The sequence below is a fragment of the Marinobacter shengliensis genome (assembly GCF_030297115.1).
GTDB lineage: Bacteria > Pseudomonadota > Gammaproteobacteria > Pseudomonadales > Oleiphilaceae > Marinobacter > Marinobacter shengliensis.
Window position 1 is genome coordinate 2,050,755 of record NZ_AP028062.1, and the last position, 17,735, is coordinate 2,068,489.

Consider the following 17,735-nt stretch of genomic DNA (forward strand, 5'->3'; position numbering starts at 1 on the left):
TGTTGCCGTTCAATGACTGACAAAACAACGCCCGATAACGCCCAACCCACGGCTGCTGATCCTCAGGCGGCAGTGAAGGCCTTTATGAGCCAGCTGGATGTCTGTAACCAGCAGGAAGCGGCGCGCATTATCCGCAGAGTGGGCCGAACCAAGGGCAAGCCGGGCCAGAAAGACCTGGAACAGATGGCGAACTGGTTGGAACAGGGGCTTGAGAAGGTGCGCCAGCGTCAGGCGCTGCACCGCCCAGCGAGTTTTCCGCCGGGACTACCGGTCAGTGATCGGGTGGACGACATCAGCGAGGCCATCCGTCATCATCAGGTGGTGATCATCGCTGGCGAAACCGGCTCCGGTAAAACCACCCAGATTCCAAAAATCTGCCTGAACCATGGCCGTGGCGTTCGTGGGCTGATTGGCCACACTCAACCGCGCCGGATTGCCGCGCGCAGTGTCGCCGCCCGTATCGCCGAGGAGATTGGTGAACAGGTTGGCCAGCAGATCGGTTACCAGGTGCGCTTTACCGACAACACCTCGGAGGCGTCCCGGGTCAAGGTCATGACCGATGGCATCCTGCTGGCGGAGATCCAGCACGACCGCTTTCTGGATCGTTATGACACGCTGATTATCGATGAGGCCCATGAACGAAGCCTGAATATCGATTTCCTGCTCGGGTACCTCAAGCAACTGTTACCGAAACGGCCGGATCTGAAAGTCATCATTACCTCTGCCACCATTGAGGTTGATCGCTTCAGCGAGTTCTTCGATAAAGCACCGGTTATTGAGGTCAGCGGTCGAACGTTTCCGGTGGACGTCCGCTATCGGCCCCTGACCGGCGATGAAGACGACCGTGACCAGGGCTGGACCGACGGCGTACTGTCAGCCATTGAGGAGATCGAACAGCACGAACGCAAGGAGAAGCAGCCCCCAGGAGATGTGCTGGTGTTCCTGCCGGGTGAGCGGGAAATACGGGCGCTCAGTAAAGTGCTGCGGCATGCGGAGCTGCGACACACCGAAGTATTGCCGTTATATTCCCGGCTCAGTAACCAGGAGCAAAACCGCGTTTTCCAGGCTCACAAAGGCCGGCGGCTTGTGTTGTCCACCAACGTGGCGGAAACCTCGCTGACGGTACCCGGCATTCGTTATGTGATCGATACCGGGGTTGCCCGTATCAGCCGTTACAGCGTTCGCTCCAAGATTCAGCGGTTGCCGATCGAGCCGATCTCCCAGGCCAGCGCCAACCAGCGGGCGGGGCGTTGCGGGCGGGTGGCGCCGGGTATTTGTTTTCGGCTTTATGATGAAGCCGATTTTCTTAACCGGCCCGAGTATACCGACCCGGAAATCCTGAGAACCAATCTGGCCTCGGTCATCCTGCAAATGGCCACCTCGGGCCTGGGCGATATCCAGAATTTCCCCTTCCTGGAAGCGCCGGATCGCCGCCAGGTGAACGATGGCTACAAGCTGCTGGAAGAGCTGAGCGCTGTTGACGATAAACGCCGAGTGAGCCGTCTCGGCCGGACCATGGCACGCCTGCCACTGGACCCGCGCCTGGCACGGATGCTGGTGACGGCCGCTGAGCAGGGCAGCCTGAGCGAAGTGCTGATTGTGATTGCCGGCCTCAGCGTCCAGGACCCGCGAGAGCGGCCCCAGGACAAACAGCAGGCAGCCGACCAGGCTCACGCACCGTTCAACGACAAGGAATCGGACTTTGCCACCTTGTTGAATATCTGGAACTGGTTTGAGGAACAGCGCCAGGAGCAATCCCAGAACCAGCTAAAGAGACTGTGCCAGAAAACCTTCCTGAGCTGGATGCGAATGCGCGAGTGGCGGGATATTCACCGGCAACTGACGTTGATCTGTCGGGAGCAGAAACTGGCACTGAACAAGCAGCCGGCAAGCTATGAGTCCATGCACAAGGCGATTCTTGCTGGTTTGCTGGGCCACGTTGCGGTCAAGGTAGAGAAGCGGGAATACCTGGCCACTCGAAATCGGAAAGTGATGATTTTCCCCGGTTCAAAGGTGGCCAAGTCCGGGCCCAAGTGGATTGTGGCGGCGGAAATTGTGGAAACCAGCAAGGTATTCGCCCGCATGGTTGCTGCTATCCAGCCGGAATGGGTTGAGCCCCTTGCAGGCCATGTCGTAAAGCACCACTTTTTCGAACCCCACTGGGAGCAGAAACGAGCCCAGGTGATGGGTTACGAGAAGGTGACTCTGTATGGACTGGATATTGTCGCCAAGCGGCGCATTCCCTACGCCAAGGTAGACCCGGAAGAATGCCGGAATCTGTTCATCCGGCGCGCCTTGGTGGAGGGGGATTACCACTCAAAAGCTCCGTTTATTGCCCGCAATCGGGAGATGCTCGATACCGTCGAGAACCTGGAGAAGAAAACCCGCCGTCGTGACTTGTTGGTGGATGACGAGGTGTTGGTGGCCTTCTACGACCAGAGGCTGCCGAAAGACATTGTTAGCGGTCGCCACTTTGAAAGCTGGTGGAAAGGCCTGTCTGCCGACGAACTTCGCAAACTGGAGCTGACCGAGGCCGATGTCTTGCAGCGCCCGCTGGACCAAGGCGCAGCGGAGCAATATCCGGATTATCTGGAGTGGGAAGGCGTTAAGTACCCGCTCAGTTACGAATTCGAGCCCACCAGCGAGCGGGACGGGGTAACCCTGCAGGTGCCGTTGATGGCGCTCAAGCAGATTCCGTCACGCCGGCTGGAATGGCTGGTGCCGGGGCTGTTGCGAGAAAAATGCATCGCCCTGGTGAAAGGGTTGCCCAAATCCCTGCGCCGTAACTTTGTGCCGGTTCCGGATTTCGTCGATGCCGCCCTCGCCAACATTCAGCCTGGCAACGAGCCCCTTGCCCTGAAACTGGGGGATCAACTGCGCCGGATGACCGGTGTGCAGATTGATCCGGAAGCCTGGCCGGAGGACGAATTGCCCCGGCACCTGCGGATGAACCTTCGGGTAACCGGAGACAAAGGCAAAGTGGTGGCAGAGAGCCGGGATACCGACGATTTGCAGGCCAAGCTGGAGGGTCGGGCGGAAGCGGCGCTGGCCTCGGTTACCAGCGACGATGATCGTTCGAGAGCACCGAAAGAATTCAGTGACTGGCAGTTCGGCAATATGCCCGAGGTGGTGCAGACCGAAAAAGGCGGTATGCAGGTAACCGTCTATCCCGCCCTTGAGGACCTGGGCAAGCAAGTACGGTCCATTCGCTGCCTGGACCGGTTAACCGCTGAGGACACCATGCGCCGGGGTATTGCCCGGCTGATCATCAACCGGTTTGGCAACACCCTCGCGGACCTTGAGCGCAAGCTGCCCCGGTTCAAACAGTCCGCGCTGATGTTTGCCCCGGTAGGACAGGCGAAGGTGCTGCTGGACGATCTGTTGTTGTCTGCGGTGATGCAACACTTCCTGCCCGGAACCCTGCCCAGAGACGAAGAAAGCTTTATCCGAGTGTTCGATGCCCACCGCGGGGATTTTATTCCGGCGTTAGAGCAGGCCGACGAACGCCTTTACCAGGCTATGGCCGGTTACCAGAAAGTGGCCAAACAGCTCAAGGGCAAAATTAACCTGGCGCTGGCGCAGAGCATGGCAGATCTGAAATTCCAGCTTCAGCACCTGGTCTATCCGGGCTTCCTGGTGGCCACGCCATCCCAGTGGCTGGAACGCTTCGGGGTGTATTTCGAGGCTGCCTTGATTCGCCTGGAAAAAATGCCCAGGGAGATGGGCCGCGAGCGCGAATTCCTGCACACCATTGAGCCACTATGGGCCCGCTACGCCACCAAGCTGGAACAGCAGAAACGCCAAGGTGTGCGGGACCCTGAACTGGAGCTGTACCGCTGGATGCTGGAAGAATATCGGATCTCATTCTTTGCCCAACAACTGGGCACGGCGATGACCGTATCGGCCAAGCGACTCGATAAACAGTGGCAGAACACACGGGTGTAGGGCCTGAACAGGGTGCTTCTCGGGCCAGTGTGAGGGAGGGCTGCACTGTTCTGGTGCTACTGGACTTTGGTCAGGCGGGCAATTCCGGCCGTGTGTGTTAGTATTTCTGACAGCATAGTGTCTTATTACAACCATGACGTGGGGTTATTGTGATTAAAGCCGTCATCAGCGGAACCGGCCTGTATACGCCACCCGCCATTATTGAAAACGATCAACTGGTTGAAGCCTTCAATCAATACGTAGAGCTGTATAACGATGAACATGCGGAAGAGATAGCCCGCGGTGAACTGACGGCTCTGCAACCTTCGTCATCTGCCTTTATTGAAAAGGCATCGGGTATCAAGCGCCGTCATGTGATTGACCGTGAAGGTATCCTGGACCCGAAGCGCATGACACCGAATATTCCGGACCGGGATAACGACGAACCGTCAGTCCAGTGCGAGATGGCCATTGTGGCCTGTAAGGAAGCACTGGAGCAGGCGGGCAAAACCCCGGCAGATGTGGATGCGGTGATTGTTGCCTGTTCCAACCTGCAGCGCGCCTATCCGGCCATTTCCATTGAAGTCCAGCAAGCCATGGGCATCGACGGTTTTGCTTATGACATGAATGTGGCCTGCAGCTCCGCCACCTTTGGAATCCAGGCCGCGGTGAACGCGGTGGAAAACGGTAGCGCCAGAGGGGTTCTGGTGGTCAGTCCGGAAATCTGCTCCGGGCATCTGAATTTCCGGGACCGGGACAGCCACTTCATATTCGGCGATGCCTGCACGGCGATTCTGGTGGAAAGGGAAGAGGACACCCAGGCAGGCCAGGGTTTTGAAATTCTCGGCACCCGCCTGAAGACTCAGTTTTCCAACAATATCCGGAACAACTTTGGCTTCCTGAACCGGGCAGACGAATCGGGTATTGGCAAGCCGGACAAGCTATTCATCCAGCAGGGTCGCAAAGTGTTCAAAGAGGTGTCACCGCTGGTGGCAGACACCATTCAGGGCCATCTGGCATCCCTGCAGCTGACGCCTGAAGACCTCAAACGCATGTGGCTGCACCAGGCCAACCTGAACATGAACCAACTGATTGCCAGAAAGGTTCTCGGCCGGGATGCAACGGTCGAGGAAGCGCCGGTGATTCTGGACGAATACGCCAACACCAGTTCGGCTGGTTCGATCATTGCCTTCCATAAACACAAGGATGACCTGAAAACCGGCGACCTGGGCGTGATCTGCTCGTTTGGCGCCGGCTATTCCATCGGTAGCGTGGTTGTTCGCCACCGGTGAGGCCTGTTACCTCGCTGCCAGGGCCCTCAGGGTGTCTGGCAGGGGGGTGGACTTTCGGGAAGCCCGATCCATCCAGACAATCTTGGCGTAGCCTTCCGCGTAAACCACCCCTGTATCTGAATCTTTCAGCAGGTGGTAGGTATCCAGACTGGTATTTCCCGCTTTGTCCGCGTATGTTTCAACCACGACGTTGGCGGGGTGAGTCAATTCCTTCAGAAATGTGGCACTGGTCTTTATAATGACCGGTCCGGTTGGCTCTTCCGCGCCACCCAGTTCCAGTGACGACAGCCAGACAATCCGTGCTTCTTCAAAGAAGCGGAAGTAAACCGTGTTATTGGCGTGGCCGTATGCATCCATATCGCCCCATCGCAGCGACATGGTCAGGGAACTGACGGGATTTCCCGGTACTGACATCTGATTTCCTCCGGATGACTTTCATAATAATAATCGAGCGCCGGTATTGTCGACGAACTGAAACAGGTTAAACAACCCAAGAGAGCAAAATGAGAAACCTTTTATCCCGGCGCCTGACCACGCTGGCCGCTCTGATACTGCTGACGTTTTCAGGTGGCCAGTTACACGCCCAGAACATGCAGGAGCCGGTTCCCGAGGGTTCAACCCCGGTCAATACCGATGATCCTTACGAAAGCTGGAACCGGAAGGTGTTTTCGTTCAACGACGCCATTGATCGATGGTTTCTCCGCCCCGTCGCCCAGGCCTACCGCACCGTCACGCCCACGATTGTTGACCGGGGTATTACCAATTTTTTCAATAATCTCACCGAAATCCGCAATTTCAGCAACAGCCTGCTGCAGCTGAAAGGGGAGTCTGCGGTGGTGGCCGCCGGGCGTTTTACCTACAACACGGTGTTCGGCCTGGGGGGTATATTTGATGTGGCCACCGCTTTCGACTTGCCCGAGCGCCCGGAAGATTTTGGTCAAACCCTGGGATATTGGGGCGTCGGTTCTGGCCCATACCTGGTGATGCCGCTTCTCGGCCCGGCGACCCCACGCTATTTTACCGGCATGGCAACTGACGGGTTCCTGTTGCCATCCGCCTGGGATGAGGTCAGCAGTCCCGAGTGGTATTACCTGCGGGCACTGCAGCTGGTTGATAAGCGGGCCGACCTGATCCCGGCAGAAAGCTTTATTTCTGGTGACCGGTACACGTTTGTGCGTAATGCTTTCCTGCAGCGTCGTGAATTTCTGATTAACGATGGTAAGATCACGCAAGACCCCTTCGCAGATGATGACGACTTCATGCTCGACGATTTCTGAGCGTTCACGCCGGGAGGCCGCAGGTGATCAAGGACCCCAGGATAGCCCGATTCCGCAAGTTGTTGGCGGAAGCTCCCAATTATGAACAGTGGAAGGCTGCCGCGCTGGAACTGGATTTTCTGGAAGGCAATGCGGAGTGGAAGGAGGACTTTGCGTCTGACCTTTATCACTATGAGCTGATCTATGACCGGCTCAGTAACATCAAGCAGTATCGTCAGCAGAACGACTTCGAGCGTTTGAAGCGAGCGCTCCGGGAAGGCCTCCACCATGATCTTGGCAACATGGGCAATCCCGCGCTTTACACCCGTTCCCGGGTTGGTACCAAGCACCTGATCGAGGAATACATCACCCAGGTGTGCGAGGCCCTGGACTATCTCTGTGATCACCCGGTGCCGGGTTTTCCCGTTTATGACAAACTCCAGTTTTTCAGAGACACCCTGACCAGTTATGGCCGGCCAACGCTGCTGCTCAGCGGCGGCGCCAGTCTGGGCATGTTCCATTTCGGGGTAATCAAGGCGCTCTGGGAAAAGGGCCTGCTACCGCAGGTTATTGCGGGTTCCAGTATTGGTGCCATCATTGCCGGTATCCTCGGCGTGCATACTGACGCGGAAATCCCCGAGATGCTGGTGCCCGAGAACCACAACCTCAACGCCTGGAAGTGGCGGGGGATCATGAGCGCCATGCGGGGTGATGGCCTGATGGATCAGGAAACCCTGAAAAGCTGCCTGCGGGCGAACATCGGCGACTACACCTTTGAGGAGGCCTATCAGCGCACCGGGCGTAGCATCAATATCAGTGTGTCGCCGGTACAGACTCACCAGAAAGCCCGGTTGATGTGCGGTTACACCTCGCCTTATATCCAGGTGTGGAGTGCGGCTCTTGCCAGTGCCGCGGTGCCAGGCATTTTCCCTCCCGTTACTCTGATGAAGAAAGACCTTTACGGTAATTCGCTGCCGTACATGCCCCGGTTGAAGTTTGTGGATGGCTCGGTAGTCAGTGACCTTCCGATTGAGCGATTGGTCCATCTGTACGATGTGAACTTCACCATTGTCAGTCAGACCAATCCCCATGTTGTGCCGTTCCTCAGCCAGCAGAGCCGGGACGAAAAGCTGTCCCTGGGAAGCCTGCCGATGCATCTGGTGAAGTCCGAGATCCAGTTCCACGGCCAGGGTGTGTTCGATTATCTGAGAAAAAGGGTACGCCCGGAACTGATGCGGCAGATGGCCGGTCAGATGTACACCATCATGGCCCAGCGTTACTCCGGTGATGTGACCATTGCGCCCACCTATGCATTCCGGGACTTCCGTCGTATGCTGTCGAATCCCAGCCCGGAGTATGTCCGTGAGATGATTCTGGCCGGTGAGCGCGCAACCTGGCCGAAAATTTCGATGATTCGCTCCCACGCCCGTATTTCAAAAACGCTTGAACGGTGCGTTCGTCGCCTGAAACAACAGAACCGAAAGGCCGCTGAATTACGACTGGTCAGCGGAGCCGACAAGGCTAAACCCTGATCCTGAGGAACCATGTACTACGATTTTTTCGGCTTTAGGGAACCTCCGTTTTCAATCGCACCGGACCCTCGCTACCTGTACCTGAGTGATCGCCACAAGGAAGCCCTGGCGCACCTCATGTACGGCGTGAAGGGGCAGGGCGGGTTTATTGTCATTACCGGTGAGGTGGGAACCGGCAAAACCACCGTATGCCGCTGCTTTATCGAGAATGCTCCCGAGCATGTCGACATTGCGCTGATTCTCAATCCGCGGCTGTCTGCCCGGGAACTGTTGTCTTCGATCTGTGACGAGCTGGAAATCGACCATGCGCCGGAAGCCACCATCAAGCAACTGGTGGATGGCATCAATCAGGACTTGCTCAAGGCTCACGCTGCGGGCCGTCATAAAGTTCTGATCATTGACGAAGCCCAGAACCTGTCCGCCGATGTGCTGGAACAATTGCGCCTGCTCACCAACCTGGAAACTGCCGAGAAAAAGCTGCTTCAGATTGTGCTGTTGGGTCAGCCTGAGTTACAGGAGATGCTGGCACTGCCCGAATTACGCCAGCTCAACCAGCGTGTGACCGCCCGGTATCATCTGGATGCCATTGAGCAGGCAGATCTGCCGGCTTACCTTCGCTACCGTTTGAGTGTCGCCGGGCTGCGCGGGGATATCTTCAGCCCGGCCGCCGTCCGGAAACTCTATCGCCAGAGCCTGGGAATTCCCCGCCTGATCAACCTGATCAGTGATCGAGCGCTGCTGGGGGCCTACGCTGAAGGCGAACACCAGATCACGGCCGACCACATTCGACAGGCTGCCCGGGAAGTGCACGGTAATAGCCGTCTGAAGACCTCCGCGGCTGGCAGGGAGGTTTCCCGCGCGGGTCATCTGTTGTTGTTATCGGCGTCGATTCTGGTGGCGATCATCGGCACCATCTGGTTGTTCCAGCTGCCGGTAACCGAGCAGACCCTCGCTGACGACCTCGATGCGCCTGCCATCTCTGGCGTCATCGAGCGTGTTGGTGAGCCGGTGGTGGCTGAGCCCGAATTCGACACCGCTGAGCCGAATACGCTTCCGGAGCCAGCGGAACCCGGTGTAACCTCCTTTGAGTTTGAACGCCACACCCAAGCGCTGACCGAGGCATTTGGCCAGCTGTTCGGCGTTTGGGGCGAAGAGTATGACGCCCGGCAGTTTCCGGTTGCCTGCGATTACGCCCGGAGCGTCCGCCTTGGCTGCCTGGAACGGCAAGGCAGCCGACGAAGCCTGGAGTTTCTGGATCGCCCGGCGATTCTGCACCTTCGCAATGATCGAGGCGACACCGGCTATGTGGTGCTGCGATCTCTGGAGGGTGATACTGCCAGTATCGAGTTGACGGGTGAAACCCGGGAGATTCCGTTTCGCCAGTTAGAGCAGTATTGGTACGGTGATTTCCGGGTGCTGTGGCGAATGCCCGAATATATGTCGGGTGATGGTTTTTTTGCCGGAACTTCCGGGGCACAGCTATGGATGGGCGCACGGATGATGGAGCTGGCAGATCGGATATCGCCGAACCAGGCAGAGAGCGCCCGGGTAAAGCGGCTGACCACCGAAGAACAGGTGCGCTGGTATCAGGAGGTCAAAGGACTGACGGTGGATGGGATTGCCGGGCCGATGACCATTATCCAGATCAATAATGACCTGGGCACGAATGTACCCCGGCTGGTAGCGGCCCGTGTGGGCAATAGCGGGTAGGCTATGTCATATATTCTTGATGCGTTGAGAAAATCCGAAGCCGAGCGGCGACAGGGCAAGGCACCAGACCTGGGGCAGCAGGTACAAATGGTCTATCGGCCCAAAAAGAAGCCGTTATCACCCGTTGTCTGGGTGGTTCTGGCGCTGTTGCTCAATGCTGCTGTGATGGCTTACCTGTTCTGGCCAGCGCAGTCGTCAGATCCGCGCCCGGTTGACGACGCGCCAACCGCGGCCCGACATGCGCCATTGGTTGGCGATCCGGATGTCTTGGTGTCCGCACAGGGGCAACCGGGCCGGGAGCCAGTGCCGGTTGAGGCTACGCCACAGTCTGAGCCAAGCCAGGAAGTGGTTGCAGCATTTGACGTGGCAGACGAGCCCCTGGCTGAATCCGGCAATGAAGCTCCCCTGGTGATTGTTCCGGACCAGTCTGTTCGGGAAAGGGTGTTGACGCCGGCAGACTCTCAGGGCAGAGTGCCGCACCTGGTAGAACTACCGCTGTCGTTTCAAAAGAGCGTTCCTGATTTGACCTTCAATAGCCATATCTATTCATCCGACCCCATGGCCAGCCGGGTAATGATCAACAACCAGTATCTTCGCCCTGGCGACACCTTTGCCAGCCTGGTGGTTGAGCGTATCACCGAGGATGGCGTGATTCTCAGCAAATCTGGCCAACGTTTCCGGGTGGGCACGGTACGAGACTGGGTGAGCCCGCGATAATGGCGCTGACTGACGACGTCAAACAACAGATTCAGCAGGCTTATCGTGATGTGTTGGCCGGTAAGGACGTTCGCGCCCGTTACGGCCAACGGCTGATGATCGCGGAGATTGCCCGCTATATGGGTGAAATCACCGACAACGATGGCCAGCGTACCTCGCCACCGGCAGCCTGTGTGGTGGAAGCCGGCACCGGTACCGGCAAAACCCTGGCGTACCTGATCTCAGCAATACCCGTAGCCAAGGCCTTGGGTAAAACGCTGGTGATCTCCACGGCAACCGTGGCGCTGCAGGATCAGATTGTTCTGAAGGACCTTCCCGATCTTCGCAAACACAGCAAACTGGATTTCAGCTGGACCCTTGCCAAGGGGCGGGGCCGTTATCTGTGCATGTCTCGGCTGGAATCCCGGTTACACGACGAGGGCCATGGTGACAGCGACACCATGCCCCTGTTCCTTCTTGATCAGCCTATGGATGACGAGGCAGCCAGCCGAATCACCTTTGAGAAGATGCTCGCCACCTACGGTTCACGCGAATGGGATGGCGACCGGGACCACTGGCCAGAGCAAATTCCCGATGACATCTGGCGCCAGGTAACCACCGACCACCGCCAGTGCACCAACCGCCATTGCGCCTACTTCGACAGTTGCGCGTTTTTCGACGCTCGCAAAGACCTGGATGACGCCGATGTGGTGGTGGCCAACCACGACCTGGTGCTGGCCGATCTTGCCCTCGGCGGCGGTGCCATTTTGCCGGAGCCGGAGAACGCGCTGTTCATCTTTGACGAGGCGCATCACCTGCCGGACAAAGCGCTGAACCATTTTGCCGCGTCGGTGCCGTTGAACTCCACACGGCAATGGCTGAAACAGTTATCCCAGGGCCTGGTGAAGATGCAGCCCTGGTTACCTGGCGGCTCCCAGGCGGCCAAGGCGGTTGAGAAAATCAGCACTTCTGGCCGTGATCTGGATATTGCCCTTGGCAGGGTTTACGAAGAGATTGAACAGAACACCGGCTGGGAATTTAATGACGAACGGCGCAGCGCCCAGTGGCGTTACCCGGATGGCGAACTGCCGGAGGCGGTTGCAGAGTTGGCTGCGGAGACCCGGATTGTCACCGCCGGACTGGTTCGGCACCTGGGTACCCTGGTGGATGAACTGCAAAGTGCCTTCGATGAGCGAAAAGACCCGGAGCTGGACCGGGACACCGCCGATTCCTGGTATCCGGTGATTGGCGCCTTCCATAGCCGGGCTGAGGAGCAGCTGCGCCTGTGGGCGGCCTGGTGTGAATCCGGGCCGGTCATTCCACAGAACGATGAGTCGGCAGAAGCTGCACCGGTCGTTCGTAAAGGGCCGCCGCCTGCCCGCTGGGCCGTGCGCCAACGTTGGGACCACGTGGAAGATATTACCCTGTTCAGCTCACCGGTGCTGGCGGACAACCTGTTGTATTCCCGGCTGTGGTCGCGGGTCTATGGCGCCGTTCTGACCAGTGCCACACTGACGGCCCTGGGCCGTTTCGACCGTTTGCGTTCCCGGGCGGGATTGCCAGAGGCCAGCCGTTATCTGGTGGTGCCCAGTTCCTTCCGTTATGGCGAGATGGCCACGGTGGAAGTGCCGGCTATGGCTGCCATGCCAACCGATGATGGCTTTGCCGAGGCGCTGATCAAGCGGCTACCAGATCTCTGGGCCGGTGAGAAGGCCACCCTGGTTCTGTTTACATCCCGCCGGCAAATGCAGCAGGTGAGGGATGCCTTGGCGCCGGACTATCCCGAGTTGATTCTCACCCAGGATGACATGGCCAAGAACGAGGTGTTACGGACGCACTGCAGTCGTGTTGATGAAGGGCGACCCAGTGTGCTGTTCGGAGTGGCCAGCTTTGCTGAGGGAATCGATCTGCCTGGAAAGTATCTGCACCACGTGGTGATCACCCGCCTGCCGTTCTCTGTGCCGGATGACCCGATCGAGGCGAGTCTGGCGGAGTGGGTAACCCAGCGCGGTGGCAACCCGTTTATGGAAATCACCGTGCCGGATGCCTCCGTCAAGCTGGTTCAGGCGGTGGGGCGGCTGTTGCGCACCGAGCAGGATACCGGGAGGGTAACCATTCTGGACCGGCGTATAGTGGCACGCCGATACGGACAGTTGCTGCTGGACGCACTGCCACCGTTCCGCCGAATCATCGAGCATTAGTCCGGATACTGCCCATAAAAAAAGAGCCAGCCCGAGAGGGGATGGCTCTTATCGAAAGGGGTTCAAACGAACCCGGGCGTCGAAACAACGCGGAACAAGAAGTCTGAAGGCCTGAAGTTCAGAATTCTCGGTAAGGCGTTAACCTCACCATGGTTGAATAATAGGGCTTAACGGGGCGTAAACGGATCGTCCAAAGGGCGTAGTGACGAGGCTTAATTCTGAAAAAGTGTGAAGGTGGTCACACTTTTAGTCCTGAAGCACTTTCAGTTCCCGTGCCCGGGCCAGGGCTTCGGTGCGCCGGCTAACGCCGAGTTTGCCGTACAGGTTCCGGATATGGGCTTTGACGGTGGCGGGCGCCACCGCCATCCTTGTGGCGATGTCCTTGTTGGCCAGCCCCTGATTAATCAGGAGCAGTACTTCCTGTTCTCTCTGGCTCAGGGGTTCGGCCAGCCCGTCAGTTGTTTCAGAGGGCTGGTCCGATTGGGGCTTGGATAGGGCAATGTCGGCGTTTCCGGATAGCTGGTCTTTCAGCATGGTCAGCAGTTCACGGTTCCAGCGCCCGGGCGTTCGTAGTCGGGGGCAGTCCAGCAGCATGGCCCGAAGACTGGGGCTTTCTTCCGCAAACAGCTTCAAAAAACCGGCGTTTTCGGCTCGATCCAGCGCCCGCTCCAGCATGACGGCGGCTTCCTCATCGCGATCTTCCTGCGCAAGGGCATCGGCATACACCAACAGGATCTCCACCAGATGCCGGTTATGGGCGTTGCGTTCCGCCACCGGAACCAGTGCCGACAGGGTTTCCTGCGCTTTCTGGTAATCGTTGAGGGCTACCTGCACCCGGGCCAGCGCGATCTGGTTCTGTTCCCGGTTCAGGGGGTTGGTGGCTGGTGTTTCCAGGGCCGCCTTCAGGGTGGTCATGGCTTTATCAGCGAGGCCCAGCGCAAGGTAACAACGGGCCAGAAGGGCTGAAGCGGCAGGTGGCTCAAACAGGATGTGGTCGCGGCGCTTGCTGCCAACGGCGACGGCATCGTCCAGCAGTTCAATGGCTTCTTCGAGTTGGCCTTGGCTGAACGCAAGGTGGCCGCGTACGTACTGGATGACCACATGCTGTCCGGGCTCCGTACCTTTCTCCACATGCTCGAGCAGCGGAGACAGGTAACTGGCGGCCAACTCCGGCTCATTGCGTTCACGGTAGATTTCGGTCAACGCACTGTTCTGCCAGCAGGAAATAAGCCGTGGCTGGCTTGGGTCTGCGAAATGCTCATCCACCCAGTTGCGTACGCGGGTGGTGGTTTTCAGGGCCAGCTCGGTGTCACCACGGTTGTACTGAATCCACGCCAACAGGCCGCCAGAGGACAGCGCGGTGCTGGCCTTGCGCTCTATCTGTCCATAGTGAACGGCTGATTCCAGGGCTTCCTCGGCATCGTTGAGTTCACCCTTGCCAAAGTAGTCGAGGCCGAGGCCGTAATAGGTGACGGATTTCAACGGTATCTGGATCTGATCGATGTCCTTGAGTACCTGACGGGTGAGGTCTGACGCATTCTTTTCGTCATTCCTGCTTCGGGCCAGGTAAGAACGTACCAGGGATATTTCACTGTGGATAGCCAGCGCGCCCTCGGCATCAGGATGGGAATCGGCTACCCGCCGGTCGAGCAGATCTTCGACTTCAGTCAGCAGGGGCGCCAGGCCCTCAACGCGGTTGGCAAAGAACAACCCCCAGATTCTGAGCATCTGCAGTTGCGGGCTTTCAGCCAGTTGCCTTGCCGGTATCGTGTCCAGCCAGGCCAGTACCGGCAGGTGGTAGCCACCGTGAATCAGGTTGTTACCATGCTCGGCAAGCACCCGAGCCAGGCGGTCGGTGTCGTTCTGGCTGACGATCTGGGCGATGCCTTCCTGTACCTGTCCGTGGCTGAGCAACCAGTCAATGGTGCGGGACTGGAGCACCGCCGCCCGTTGCGGATCAATGGATTCTATCCGTTGGAGCAGAGCTTCCCGGAACAGGTCATGGTAGCGGAACCACTGGTTGTGTTTGTCGAGGGGAATCAGGAACAGGTTCAGGGAAAGCAGGCGAGTGAGGATGTCCTGGCTGTCATCCCGCTGGCGAACGGCATTGCACAGTGAGCTGGACAGACGAGGGCAGTAAGCGGTGTCCAGCAGGAATCCGGTGAGTTCGTCCGGGAGTTGGTGCAGAACTTCGGTCAGAACATAATCACTGATCAGCGCACCATCTGGTGTGCCGATACGCTCATGGCCAGAGTGGCCGGACTCCAGGGCTTCGGTCTTACCTGCCAGTGCGGAGAGCTGCATGGCGGCAACCCAGCCCTCAGTACGCCGGCAAATGGTGCGGATCTCCTGTTCAGACAGGTTCATCGCCATGGTGTCCTGGAAGAAGGCTCTGCATTCGTCTTCCGAAAACGCCATCAGTCCCGGATGAATATCCTGAACCTGGCGCCTGACCCGCCACCGTGCCAATGGCAGTGGGGGTTCAGTGCGGGAGGCAATGGTTACCAGGATGCCCGGGGGAAGGTAGTCCATACACCAGGCCAATTGACGGTGGATGCCGTCGTTACTGATCACATGGTAATCGTCGAGAACCAGATGCCAGGGATTGCGGTCTTCGGCCAGGGCATTGACCAGCCCGGTAATGGCGGCGGTCAGGTCGTCACCCTGCTGCCGGGATATCTGCTTCTCGCAGTCTTCAAGCCCCATGAGACCGGCATGCTTGAACGCGCCAATCACATACTGCCAGAACTGCCCCGGCTGGTCGTCATGCTCATCCAGTGACAGCCAGGCGGTGCTGGTACTGTTGCGGGCGCACCACTGGCTGGCCAGGGTGGTCTTGCCAAAGCCGGCCGGCGCCACGATCAGGTTCAGCCTTTTACCTTGCTCCGGTTCCAACAGAGCGTCCAGCCGGTGCCTGCGCACAGCTCTGGAGTCGGGTGTTGGCCTGAGAAATTTGGTGGTCAGTAGCATGGTTTCCCGGGGTCAGGGCATGGTAGTAACCGGATTGTGTGCTTTGTCGCACACAAGTCAAGTGCTGCGGTGACGCAAAGCGTTGGTGGGGCAGCGAATCCCGGTAATTGGTCTACACTGAATACAGATTAAATTGTATATCCAAAAAGAATGAAAAAATAAATTCTTATGCGTATTATCGGGTAAAAGACTCATCCAGGGAGCGACAGACTCAATGAAATTACAGCAGCTGCGTTATATCTGGGAAGTGGCGCACCACGATCTGAATGTCTCCGCCACCGCCCAGAGCCTTTTCACTTCCCAGCCGGGTATCTCGAAGCAGATTCGGTTACTGGAAGATGAGTTGGGCCTGGAGGTGTTTGCCCGCAGTGGTAAGCACCTGACTCGCATCACCCCCGGTGGCGAGATTATCATCCGGGAGGCCGGTGAAATACTGCGCCGGGTGGAGGGCATCAAAAAGATTGCCCAGGAGTTCAGTAATCAGCGCAAGGGTGACCTGAGTATTGCCACCACCCACACCCAGGCCCGTTACGCCTTGCCACCGGTGATCAGTGGTTTCATTGAAGAATATCCGGACGTGTCGCTGCATATGCATCAAGGCACGCCGATGCAGATTTCCGAGATGGCGGCCAATGGCGCCGTGGATTTTGCCATCGCCACTGAGGGCATGGATCTGTTCAATGATCTGATTATGATGCCTTGTTACAAATGGAACCGCTGCGTAATCGTGCCCAAGGATCATCCATTGGCAAAAGGGCAGGAGCTGACCCTGGAAGAGCTGGCGGAGTATTCCCTGGTGACCTACGTGTTTGGTTTTACCGGCCGGTCGAAGCTGGATGAGGCCTTCCAGTCCCGTGGCCTGACACCAAAAGTGGTGTTTACCGCTGCGGACGCCGACGTGATCAAAACCTACGTAAGATTGGGCCTTGGGGTGGGGATTATTGCCAGCATGGCGTTTGATCCAAAAGTGGATACCGATCTGGTATCGCTGGATGCCAGCAAATTGTTCCGGCCTTCCGTCACCCGCATCGGGTTCCGGAAAGGGACTTTCCTGCGTGGTTACATGTACGATTTCATGCACAGGTTTGCGCCGCACCTGACCAAGGACATGATCGATAACGTGGTTGCGCATCAGGGCAGTCGCACAGAAATCCAGGAATTGTTCAAGGATATTGAACTGCCGGTTTATTGAAGTTCTGAATAACAGAAAAGCCCGCCGTCAGTGATGACGTGCGGGCTTTTTTTACAGGTGCAAAATGGGTTTAGCCTGATTTGCCGATCAGGTTGCCCGCATGCAAGCCACATTCCTTATGGGTGGCCTCTTCCCACCACCAGCGGCCTTCCCGCTCGTGCTGGCCCGGCAGCACCGGCCTGGTGCAGGGCTGGCAGCCGATGCTGACGAAGCCTTTTTCGTGCAGTGTGTTGTAGGGAGACTCAGACATCCGGATGTAATCCCAGACCTCTTTCGAGCTCCAGTTCGCGAGCGGGTTGAATTTCACCAGAGTCTTGTTGTCGCTGGAGAAAGCTGAATCAACCTGAACTACCGGTACGTCGTTGCGGGTACCGGGGCTCTGATCCCTGCGTTGCCCGGTAATCCAGGCATCAACGGTTGCCAGTTTCTTGCGCAGAGGGTTGACCTTGCGAATGCCGCAACATTCGGAATGGCCATCTTCGTAGAAGCTGAATAATCCTTTGCGGTTCACCATGTCCTGAACTTCACCGGCATCCGGGAACAGCACTTCAATCTCGATTCCGTAATGCTTTCGCACGCGCTCGATGAACTCGTAGGTTTCCGGGTGCAGCCGGCCTGTGTCCAGGGTAAACACTTGCAGGTTGTCGGTTAACTTGTGGGCCATTTCGATCAGCACTACATCTTCGGCGCCGCTGAATGAAATGGCGATGTTGTCATAGCGTGCCAGCGCCGCCTTGAGGATAGCCCGGGGGCTTTGGCCGTCGAGTTCAGCGCGGAGATTTTCAATATCAGTCATGTTGCTCCAGGGGGCTTTTCCACTGTGCGATCAACGGAGTGAATAAAGGCGTGATCTAACCTGAAATAAAGGCTACCACCAAATGCCTCATAGCTTGAAGGAATGAGCATCTATATCTTTATGCCTCGCTGATAAGGTGATCCATGGGATTCACGATGCATTCCGG

At 57.7% G+C, this 17,735-nt stretch carries 11 protein-coding genes; 8 read left to right on the top strand and 3 right to left on the bottom strand.

Annotation, left to right across the window (positions count from 1 at the left end; all coding sequences use genetic code 11):
• Positions 1 to 84 precede the first annotated feature (84 nt).
• Both hrpA and QUE75_RS09455 read left to right on the top strand, forming a co-directional pair.
• Positions 85 to 3,945 (top strand): ATP-dependent RNA helicase HrpA, encoded by a 3,861-nt coding sequence (gene hrpA / locus QUE75_RS09450; RefSeq protein ID WP_396631710.1) that lies wholly within the window; start codon positions 85 to 87, stop codon positions 3,943 to 3,945.
• Positions 3,946 to 4,094: 149 nt separating this feature from the next.
• Positions 4,095 to 5,216: a beta-ketoacyl-ACP synthase III gene (locus QUE75_RS09455; protein WP_061331113.1), complete on the top strand. Its 1,122-nt coding sequence runs from the start codon at positions 4,095 to 4,097 to the stop codon at positions 5,214 to 5,216.
• A 6-nt stretch (positions 5,217 to 5,222) separates the two neighbouring features.
• On the opposite strand, the gene QUE75_RS09460 is transcribed toward QUE75_RS09455, so the two are convergent.
• Entirely contained in the window at positions 5,223 to 5,630 is a 408-nt protein-coding gene (locus QUE75_RS09460; RefSeq protein WP_061331114.1) for an acyl-CoA thioesterase, read from the bottom strand.
• 89 nt (positions 5,631 to 5,719) lie between these two features.
• Here QUE75_RS09460 and QUE75_RS09465 point away from each other — a divergent pair, with 89 nt between their 5' ends.
• Genes QUE75_RS09465 through dinG form a run of 5 tightly spaced genes read left to right on the top strand, consistent with a single transcriptional unit; the run spans position 5,720 to position 12,611 of the window.
• The gene (locus QUE75_RS09465; RefSeq protein WP_286255406.1) at positions 5,720 to 6,493 is read left to right on the top strand and encodes an MlaA family lipoprotein; all 774 of its coding nucleotides are present in this window, start codon (positions 5,720 to 5,722) and stop codon (positions 6,491 to 6,493) included.
• Positions 6,494 to 6,516: 23 nt separating this feature from the next.
• Positions 6,517 to 8,004, top strand: coding sequence for a DUF3336 domain-containing protein (locus tag QUE75_RS09470; protein ID WP_286255408.1), 1,488 nt, complete (start codon positions 6,517 to 6,519; stop codon positions 8,002 to 8,004).
• Positions 8,005 to 8,016: 12 nt separating this feature from the next.
• Positions 8,017 to 9,714, top strand: a complete 1,698-nt coding sequence (locus tag QUE75_RS09475) for an ExeA family protein (RefSeq protein WP_286255410.1) — start codon at positions 8,017 to 8,019, stop codon at positions 9,712 to 9,714.
• Positions 9,715 to 9,717: 3 nt separating this feature from the next.
• Positions 9,718 to 10,431 (top strand): general secretion pathway protein GspB, encoded by a 714-nt coding sequence (locus QUE75_RS09480; protein WP_286255412.1) that lies wholly within the window; start codon positions 9,718 to 9,720, stop codon positions 10,429 to 10,431.
• A complete protein-coding gene (gene dinG, locus QUE75_RS09485) occupies positions 10,431 to 12,611 on the top strand; it encodes an ATP-dependent DNA helicase DinG (RefSeq protein ID WP_286255414.1) in 2,181 nt (726 codons plus the stop codon). Before QUE75_RS09480 ends, dinG begins: the two co-directional genes overlap by 1 nt.
• Before the next feature lie 246 nt (positions 12,612 to 12,857).
• Here dinG and QUE75_RS09490 read toward each other — a convergent pair whose 3' ends face one another.
• The gene (locus QUE75_RS09490; protein WP_230713943.1) at positions 12,858 to 15,581 is read right to left on the bottom strand and encodes a LuxR C-terminal-related transcriptional regulator; all 2,724 of its coding nucleotides are present in this window, start codon (positions 15,579 to 15,581) and stop codon (positions 12,858 to 12,860) included.
• 214 nt (positions 15,582 to 15,795) lie between these two features.
• Here QUE75_RS09490 and cysB point away from each other — a divergent pair, with 214 nt between their 5' ends.
• A complete protein-coding gene (gene cysB, locus QUE75_RS09495) occupies positions 15,796 to 16,773 on the top strand; it encodes an HTH-type transcriptional regulator CysB (RefSeq protein ID WP_058089688.1) in 978 nt (325 codons plus the stop codon).
• 70 nt (positions 16,774 to 16,843) lie between these two features.
• Here cysB and QUE75_RS09500 read toward each other — a convergent pair whose 3' ends face one another.
• Complete coding sequence (locus QUE75_RS09500; protein WP_286255419.1) at positions 16,844 to 17,569, bottom strand: phosphoadenylyl-sulfate reductase; 726 nt, start codon at positions 17,567 to 17,569, stop codon at positions 16,844 to 16,846.
• Positions 17,570 to 17,735: the final 166 nt, after the last annotated feature.

Bases quoted from the DNA above. Each gene is read 5' to 3' on its own strand.
- QUE75_RS09460 (WP_061331114.1), bottom strand. From the start codon at position 5,630: ATGTCAGTACCGGGAAATCCCGTCAGTTCCCTGACCATGTCGCTGCGA.
- QUE75_RS09500 (WP_286255419.1), bottom strand. From the start codon at position 17,569: ATGACTGATATTGAAAATCTCCGCGCTGAACTCGACGGCCAAAGCCCC.
- QUE75_RS09465 (WP_286255406.1), top strand. From the start codon at position 5,720: ATGAGAAACCTTTTATCCCGGCGCCTGACCACGCTGGCCGCTCTGATA.
- QUE75_RS09480 (WP_286255412.1), top strand. From the start codon at position 9,718: ATGTCATATATTCTTGATGCGTTGAGAAAATCCGAAGCCGAGCGGCGA.
- hrpA (WP_396631710.1), top strand. From the start codon at position 85: ATGAGCCAGCTGGATGTCTGTAACCAGCAGGAAGCGGCGCGCATTATC.
- cysB (WP_058089688.1), top strand. From the start codon at position 15,796: ATGAAATTACAGCAGCTGCGTTATATCTGGGAAGTGGCGCACCACGAT.
- QUE75_RS09490 (WP_230713943.1), bottom strand. From the start codon at position 15,581: ATGCTACTGACCACCAAATTTCTCAGGCCAACACCCGACTCCAGAGCT.
- QUE75_RS09475 (WP_286255410.1), top strand. From the start codon at position 8,017: ATGTACTACGATTTTTTCGGCTTTAGGGAACCTCCGTTTTCAATCGCA.
- dinG (WP_286255414.1), top strand. From the start codon at position 10,431: ATGGCGCTGACTGACGACGTCAAACAACAGATTCAGCAGGCTTATCGT.